At 63.5% G+C, this 7,031-nt stretch carries 13 protein-coding genes; 7 read left to right on the forward strand and 6 right to left on the reverse strand.

The window, feature by feature from the left end; genetic code table 11:
* Positions 1-5: 5 nt before the first annotated feature.
* Both BLW78_RS26485 and BLW78_RS26490 read right to left on the reverse strand, forming a co-directional pair.
* Complete coding sequence (locus BLW78_RS26485) at positions 6-425, reverse strand: response regulator (protein WP_091683100.1); 420 nt, start codon at positions 423-425, stop codon at positions 6-8.
* Entirely contained in the window at positions 422-607 is a 186-nt protein-coding gene (locus tag BLW78_RS26490) for a DUF3606 domain-containing protein (RefSeq protein ID WP_091683101.1), read from the reverse strand. Before BLW78_RS26490 ends, BLW78_RS26485 begins: the two co-directional genes overlap by 4 nt.
* Positions 608-1,094: 487 nt before the next feature.
* Here BLW78_RS26490 and BLW78_RS26495 point away from each other — a divergent pair, with 487 nt between their 5' ends.
* The 4 genes from BLW78_RS26495 (at position 1,095) to BLW78_RS26510 (ending at position 2,407) form a co-directional block, all read left to right on the forward strand.
* A complete protein-coding gene (locus BLW78_RS26495) occupies positions 1,095-1,304 on the forward strand; it encodes a cold-shock protein (RefSeq protein WP_056521128.1) in 210 nt (69 codons plus the stop codon).
* A gap of 103 nt (positions 1,305-1,407) precedes the next feature.
* Complete coding sequence (locus BLW78_RS26500; protein ID WP_091683103.1) at positions 1,408-1,770, forward strand: DUF6481 family protein; 363 nt, start codon at positions 1,408-1,410, stop codon at positions 1,768-1,770.
* Between the two features lie 43 nt (positions 1,771-1,813).
* Complete coding sequence (locus tag BLW78_RS26505) at positions 1,814-2,011, forward strand: hypothetical protein (RefSeq protein WP_056521132.1); 198 nt, start codon at positions 1,814-1,816, stop codon at positions 2,009-2,011.
* 120 nt (positions 2,012-2,131) lie between these two features.
* Positions 2,132-2,407 (forward strand): hypothetical protein, encoded by a 276-nt coding sequence (locus BLW78_RS26510; RefSeq protein WP_244527069.1) that lies wholly within the window; start codon positions 2,132-2,134, stop codon positions 2,405-2,407.
* Between the two features lie 51 nt (positions 2,408-2,458).
* Here BLW78_RS26510 and BLW78_RS26515 read toward each other — a convergent pair whose 3' ends face one another.
* Both BLW78_RS26515 and BLW78_RS26525 read right to left on the reverse strand, forming a co-directional pair.
* Positions 2,459-3,427: an alpha/beta fold hydrolase gene (locus BLW78_RS26515; protein ID WP_091683104.1), complete on the reverse strand. Its 969-nt coding sequence runs from the start codon at positions 3,425-3,427 to the stop codon at positions 2,459-2,461.
* Between the two features lie 561 nt (positions 3,428-3,988).
* Positions 3,989-4,375 carry a hypothetical protein gene (locus tag BLW78_RS26525; RefSeq protein WP_139215746.1) on the reverse strand — a complete coding sequence of 129 codons (387 nt, stop codon included), beginning with the start codon at positions 4,373-4,375 and terminating at the stop codon, positions 3,989-3,991.
* Between the two features lie 456 nt (positions 4,376-4,831).
* Here BLW78_RS26525 and BLW78_RS26530 point away from each other — a divergent pair, with 456 nt between their 5' ends.
* A complete protein-coding gene (locus BLW78_RS26530) occupies positions 4,832-5,098 on the forward strand; it encodes a hypothetical protein (protein WP_091683109.1) in 267 nt (88 codons plus the stop codon).
* A 356-nt stretch (positions 5,099-5,454) separates the two neighbouring features.
* Here the strand turns inward: BLW78_RS26530 and BLW78_RS26535 are convergent, their stop codons facing one another.
* Together BLW78_RS26535 and BLW78_RS26540 are read right to left on the reverse strand one after the other, a co-directional pair.
* A complete protein-coding gene (locus tag BLW78_RS26535; protein WP_091683110.1) occupies positions 5,455-5,676 on the reverse strand; it encodes a hypothetical protein in 222 nt (73 codons plus the stop codon).
* A gap of 79 nt (positions 5,677-5,755) precedes the next feature.
* The gene (locus BLW78_RS26540) at positions 5,756-5,938 is read right to left on the reverse strand and encodes a hypothetical protein (RefSeq protein WP_020096511.1); all 183 of its coding nucleotides are present in this window, start codon (positions 5,936-5,938) and stop codon (positions 5,756-5,758) included.
* A gap of 512 nt (positions 5,939-6,450) precedes the next feature.
* On the opposite strand from BLW78_RS26540, the gene groES reads away from it, so the two are divergent.
* Entirely contained in the window at positions 6,451-6,741 is a 291-nt protein-coding gene (gene groES, locus BLW78_RS26545; RefSeq protein WP_091683112.1) for a co-chaperone GroES, read from the forward strand.
* 71 nt (positions 6,742-6,812) lie between these two features.
* A partial coding sequence (locus BLW78_RS26550; protein WP_280142462.1) for a TCP-1/cpn60 chaperonin family protein occupies positions 6,813-7,031 on the forward strand: 219 nt, incomplete at its 3' end.

The raw sequence follows: 7,031 nt of genomic DNA on the forward strand, positions 1-7,031 counted from the left end.
CCGGCCTAGATGCCGCCGCCCTGTTCGGACAGGAGATCGAAGATGTTGCCGGTGAGCGCATGGAGCGCGCACGGCTTGGATACGAAACGTGCTCCGTCCGGCAGATCGGTGCCCTTGGGATTGTTCCGACCGGACAGCACCAGCAGCCTGATCTCGGGCCACCGCGCCGCGACGAGCTTCGCCAACTGATACCCGTTCAATTCGCTGCCGGGCATATCGACGTCGCTGATCAGGACGCGCACGTCGGTACGGGTCGAGAGAAGGTCGACCGCCTGCTCGGAGTTGCAAGCCTCGAACACGATGAGTCCAGCGTCGGTCAGCGCCCCGGCCATGTCCATCAGCTGCACCGGATCGTCGTCGACGATCAGGATGCCGAGCTGGTTCGGGGCTAACGGAGCCCTCTGGCGCGTGGTGAGGGCCGTCATGAGCACGGCCCGCCAAGATGACTCGTGAGGGTCGTGATGCGGGAACCCACCAGTCTCGCCGCCTTGCGCAGCTGCCCCTCCGTAATCGCGAAGCGTTCGGCCCACGCGGCTCGAACGACCCGATCATTGATATCGATGTGCGTGGCGGCTCGGCTGGGTAAGGTTTTTTTGACGAACGACATGCGCTCTTGCTTCGCGTCTTCTCATCGAAGACCGCGCCTCAGATATTCAGTGGGATGGATGTTTGCCAACGCGGGACGTTGTGTAAGGTTGCCTTGTCTCGCGGGTGGACGGTGTCTGCGGCAGGATGGGAAGGCTCCACGGCCGCGGGACCGATGATCTTCCGGCGCGACGCTGCGATGCGCCAGAAGCCCGAGTTCTACCGCGGTCGGACAGCTGCAGATCAATGATCCTGTCGCCGGTTTTAGTCTTCTCTGGCGCGCACGATATCGCGGCGCGGGGCGCTAATTTTTGTCCGAGCCACATTAATGGTTGTGATGATTTCGCCGATGGCGTAGAGATGATAAATCGACTTTTGGCCAGATATTCCGGCCGTCTCGCCTGAACAGGGCGAACGCTCTGCATCTCTCCCATTTTCGACGACCAGAGACCGGGCGCGCGTGATGCGCGCTCGGCCCGATTTCTTGCCTGTATAGATATGGAATACCTATGAGCATCGGCACCGTTAAGTGGTTCAACGACACCAAGGGTTTCGGCTTCATCCAGCCGGATGATGGCGGCAAGGACGTGTTCGTCCACATCTCCGCCGTCGAGCGCGCCGGCATGCGCAACTTGGCCGAAGGTCAGAAGATCTCCTACGAGATGGAGTCCGACCGTCGCACCGGTAAGCAGTCGGCCGGCAACCTTCAGGCCGCCTGAGCCTCGCTGCACAATCGACGATTTTCGAAGCCGTTCCCTCGGGAGCGGCTTCATCTGTTTCTCGCCGCCTTGGCTGAGTCGGCGCGGACAAAAAGGAATTTCCGTGGGTCAATTCAAAACAGACCAGCTCGTCGATCGTCTCGAAGCGACGGCCAAAGCGCGGCAGGCTACGCTGGCCCGCTTCCGGGCTCGTCCTGCGGCCGATGATCCGGTCGTCCTCGCCCGCCAAGCGGCGCGGCACGCGGTCGTCCAGGCCCGGGACGTGCGGGCGAGCGAGCGGGAGATCGCTCGGCTGGCCGCCGAGGCTGACCGTGAGGCAGCAGCGTTGGCCGCAAAGGAGCGCGCCGAAGCGGAGATCGCCCGTCAGATAGCCGAGAAGGCAGCGCGGCAGGCTGACCTCGCCGCCGAGCAGAAGGCCGCGCGCGACGCACGCTTCGCGGCTCGCAAGGCGCGAGCCCGTCGGTAGGTCGGACTTAGCCTGCAGTACCCGTCACCCAGGAGGACGACCCATGTCGCACAAGTTCAAGATCGGTCAGCATGTCCGGCAGCTGGGGCTCAGCTACGCCGGCAATAAGAGCATCGTCGACGGCCTCTTCGAGGTTGTTCGCCTCACGCCGGACGACCGTTCCGGCGAGCCGACTTACCGGATCAGGTCCGCCAGCGGCGAGCGTGCCGTGCGGGAAGGCGAACTCACCCACGCATCCTGATCGGTTTCGGCCGGTCGGATCAGTGCGTGCAGAGAGCGCGTCCTGTGACGGCTCTCAGTCGGGACTCTCAGGACCGGCGGAGATGCCGCGGGCAGTCTGGAATCAAGTTTGTTGAACGCCATGATGACGAACACGAATGCGCATTCGGCCGACGCGGCGATGATTGAACCCAACCAGACGGCCTTCATCCTCAAGGTGACGCGACCTGACGAGGCCGAGTTGTCCGAGCAATTGGCGATGTTCTACGTCGCCATCACCACCTCCGAGGACGAGGCGCTGGCCATCGTGCGCCGCGCGGTGAAGGGGGATGCCGATGTCGAGCCGACGGGCGTCCGCCTCTCGCAACAGACGGCCAACGCACTCGCTCTGGAAGCAGGCCTCGCGCGGGCTCTGTGACATCACCGCCAGTCCGACTTCGGCGACGCCGGGATCCGAACCGGCCACTCCTCAGGCGGCGACGCGAACCTGCTCCGAAGCTTGCTCGATGGCGGCGATGACCGCGTCTGGCGCCAGATGCTGGATCATGTGGCCCAGGCCGGGCACGACGATGAGGTGACTGTCGGGCAGTTCGCCGTGCAGGCGCTTCGACTGCCGATCGACATCGGCGATCTGATCGGCTCCGCCCACGATGATCACCACCGGGAGCCTCAGATCGCGGTAGTGCTTCTGAAGCTCGGCCGCCGACGGCGTCATCAACGCGGCGTCCTCTGCTGACGCCCGCAGCTGGATCGGCCGCAGCATCATGGCCTTCGGAAACTCTCGGTCGAAACGCTCCGTGACGGCGGCCGGCGCGAACATGGCCTTGAGCAGGGCGGGCTGCAGGATCCGACCGATCACGGGCGAGATCGAGTGGCGCATCAGGTCCCCGATGCCGGGGAGCGCCACCGGGGACGCGAGCACCACATCGGCGCGCAGCGTCGGGTAATAATATCCGGACGCCAAGACGAGGCTGCGCACGAGCTGCGGGGCCTGTAGCGCGAGGGCGACCGCGACCAAAGCCCCCCAGGAGTGTCCGAGGACGACGGCTTGGGCAACGGCGAGCTGCTGAAGCGCCTTCTGGAACAGCGTCGCGTGAGTGCGCGGCGTCCAGAGCCCGCGCGGGCGGTCGCTGTAGCCGTAACCGGGTCGGTCGAAGATGATGACGCGGTGGCGCTCAGCCAGATCGTCGACGATGCCGCTGACGAGAAAGTCTTGGATCATCATGCCGTTGCCGTGAATCAGCACCAGCGGCTCGCCGTCCCCCCGCTCGACGTAGTGCAGGCGCACGCCATCCACGGTGAGGAACGCGCCGATCGGTGGCGTCCGTCGCTCGGCCTGCTTCGCCTGGGCGGCCGCATAGAGGGCGGACGCTCCCAGCGCGGTCGCGGAGCCGAGCAGGGTCGGAAGCAGCCACGCTGTTCTTGAACGGCCTGTCATGGGATTGATCCTGTTCACTGGAATGGGGCGTGCCTTCCGATTGCCGAGGGACGGCGAGTCCCCTTCCCATCACGGGAAGAGGCGCCGGTCCGCCGTTTCCGGCGCGGCAGGCGATCGGTGTCGGCAGGATGACGCCGGCTGGGCACTTAGTCGGCGCCGCCATACGGCACGCGGGACGCGTCGGTCTCGGCGCAGCTCCCGCCGGTCTCACTCGGACAGGTTGAAGCCTCTGACATGCCCGGCGGAGCGATGACCCAGTTGGAGGCACGACCGTAGCGGTTGCGGCGCCTATCGCGCGCCCTGCCAACGCACCGTCATCCGACGAAGGGCTAAATCGCCATTCGTCTCCGAAGCGCCCTCCGAATCGAAGGATCGGGCCGACTGGCGCACGATCACGTCGTCCCGCGTGATCGACCAGTCGAACCGGCTGGGCTCCTTCGCCGATGGCATGACCTGTAACTTGTGGCGATCGGATCTGAAAACGATCATCTGATCTGTTCAATGCTCCGATAAGAACCGTTTATTAATCTTCCGGGACCGATATTATAAGTCCTTTGGCAGTCACGCCGACGGCGCCTGACTTGTTTCAGTCGCGGAGGCGGACGCATGCTTCCATGCCTCGACGCTGGCTGCCGTGCTCGCCAGTTGCGACGCCAAGTATTGCAGCGCTTCCGTGCAACGACCGTCTTCGCGGCGCAAATCAGCAGCGCGAGCCCGATCGTCGCTCGCCGCGACAAGCGAGTCCGCAACGAGCGTCAGTCGTTCGGCGACGCGACGCATCGATTGCGGCCCGGTGAAGCTGGTCCGCGCATCGGTGGCGACGGCCTGAATCAGACCTCCAAGATCAGGCTCGAGAACCATCTCCCAGTGCTGGGCATAATTTGACGCCATCATCTGGCACTTGGTGAACCAGCTGAACTCCAAGCCTGTAAGTCTGGGTTGAGCCATAACGCACTCCTTGCTGGACGGGCTGAATTCACGCGCATGCAGACAGCCGACGGCCGCTGTCCTGCCAAAGCGCCGGCCGATGACGTCACCGTTTGCTCAGGTGGCCAGGTCGACTGGCGACGTAGAGCCGCTCCATCATGTCGAGGGTCGTCCCCGAGATTCGCCATGCCGGGAACTCAGCGCATCACCTGCTGACTGACGTCAGCACGCGACAGGACCCGCGTCCGTCCGACGACACAGTCGCGCGTCGCGGCGATCGCCCGCAGGATGCGGCGACTCTCATAAGATGGTGTGTCGAAAATATTTTACCAGATCAAATAAATATAAATCTGGCGATTTATCGCATATTAGTAATTTTATCCCGGAAAACATGAAACAGGCGCTGATCTGAACGAAATAACTTTCTCGGCGTTTTCAGTGCTCGAGCTTCCGTTGCTGTCGTCAAGGAGATCCGCCATGCTCAATCAGAAACGTTTTGGGCGCAAAATATCGATCCCCTCGACGATGGAGATCAAGCGCGATCTGATGGTCATGGCGCATGCGGACACGATCGTGAAGTCCTTCAAGAGTCGTGGCCTTACCAGGGACGAATTCGGGGAAGTGGTTTCGGGCCTGGTCGCTGATGGTCTGCTTTCGCTGGAGCGAGCTCAGGTATTGACCCTCCGCTTCGAGCGCACAGACCCCCAAAGCCCAAGTCTCGTGGATGATCGTGACGCTCGATGATCTGGGAAAGCGACAGCGAAGTGGCTTGGAGATGCGTGCCGCGGATGGCTCTGTCGGCGAACGCCTCGGCAGACCGTGGCGCAGTTTCGTGAGCTGACGCTTGTCGCCAGCCCCCTCGGGAAGTGTCGGCGGGCGGTGCCGTGCAGGCCACGTTTTTGCCGAGGGCTCGAATAAGGGTCCGATCGCGGGCAGCATGACCGCCCAAGGCAACGGCACGTGACACGCATCGTGAGGATTGGTCCCGTGCCATTGTCGGGGCCCCAGCCGCCGACCTGCCGTTGTGCACGGACGAGACGCGCTTGGCCGAGGGGCGGGGGGATGAACGCGGCATCGGCATATCTGCCGGCTCGGCTTGATCAGGCCAGGATGACCTCGATTAAATGGCGGTTCGCCCAGATGGACGTGATGGTCCGGTCGATCTCCCGCAGAAGCAGTTCCGCGGCGGCTCGGGTCTCCGGGCTATTGAGCGGGCCGGCGACGATCCGTGCCTGCTGGGCCCGGCGCAGCTCGGCCGCGGCGAGTTCCTGTTCCGCCTTTGCAAGGATGTCCCGGAGGTAGGCGTCGGGCAGTGTCGGCATGGTGGCAGCCTCCCGTCCATGACATGGATCCCGCCGCGCGACCCGGTCACGGGCAACGCGGCTTCGACGAGCCCGCAGGTCAGACGGTGAAGATCTGCAGGAGGACTCCGAGGCTTCCCAACGCCGCAGTGCTGATCCCACAGACGAGGACGATATCCCCGCTCGCTATGTGCTTCGACACCGGTGCAAACCGGTAGGCTGCCGACGTCAGCGCGATGCCGAGCAACGCAATCGCCAGAGCGACGGCCATCAGAATTGTCATGACAATGATCCTTGTCCGCCAGCGGCGGGACTGACCATCGCGCGGACAAGTGTAACGTGTGAAAGAGACGAAATATCCGTCTGCCACCGGCCAGATTTTCGATTGTCAAAACTCTTGGCGATTTCAGGCGAGACAGCTGCTTTTCACGGTGAAATCGTCGCTGGTCGGCGGAGCGGTGGCCTGACTGATCGTCTTGCCATCCTCCAACACAGTCCTGCTTGAGCGGCCCGATCAGGGCGGACGATCGCGCAGGTTGATCCGCGCGGCGCGGAGATCGGTCGATCGACGCAGGCGGTTCGAATCCGCTGTCCCTCGCTGAAGGGGCCGTTTAGGCGTTTTGCCCCGGCTTCCGGATGAGCGGGGCCCGCTGTCCCATCATAAGATTAGCACTTCCATGCGGCGAGTGCTAACAGTCGGTCGATCAAGCGGCGAAACAATCTCGCCGGTCTCTGTCCCGCGACAGCGCCAATCACCGCGGTTGGATCTCGCTTGGGAACGATCAGGATCTCACAATGAAATTCCGTCCGCTGCACGACCGCGTGGTGCTCCGTCGCATCGAAGGCGAGGAGAAGACCAAGGGCGGGATCATCATCCCCGATACGGTCAAGGAGAAGCCGCAGGAGGGCGAGGTCGTCGCTGTGGGGCCCGGTGCACGCGACGAGGCCGGCAAGATCAACGCGCTCGATGTCAAGGCGGGGGACCGTGTGCTGTTCGGCAAATGGTCCGGCACCGAGGTCAAGATTGACGGCCAGGACCTCCTGATCATGAAGGAATCCGACATCATGGGCGTCGTCGCCGCCTGATCGGGTCACCCGCCATCGCCCTTTGAGGCCGTCCCGGCCTTGGGGTTCAACAACCAGCTAAGAGGCACACAATGGCAGCGAAAGACGTTCGTTTCTCCGCCGACGCCCGCGATAAGATGCTGCGCGGCGTCGACATCCTCGCCGACGCGGTGAAGGTGACGCTCGGCCCGAAGGGCCGCAACGTCGTGATCGAGAAGAGCTTCGGCGCCCCGCGCATCACCAAGGACGGTGTGACGGTCGCCAAGGAGATCGAGCTCGCCGACAAGTTCGAGAACATGGGCGCCCAGATG

It is taken from the genome of Methylobacterium sp. 275MFSha3.1, assembly GCF_900108435.1.
Lineage (GTDB): Bacteria > Pseudomonadota > Alphaproteobacteria > Rhizobiales > Beijerinckiaceae > Methylobacterium.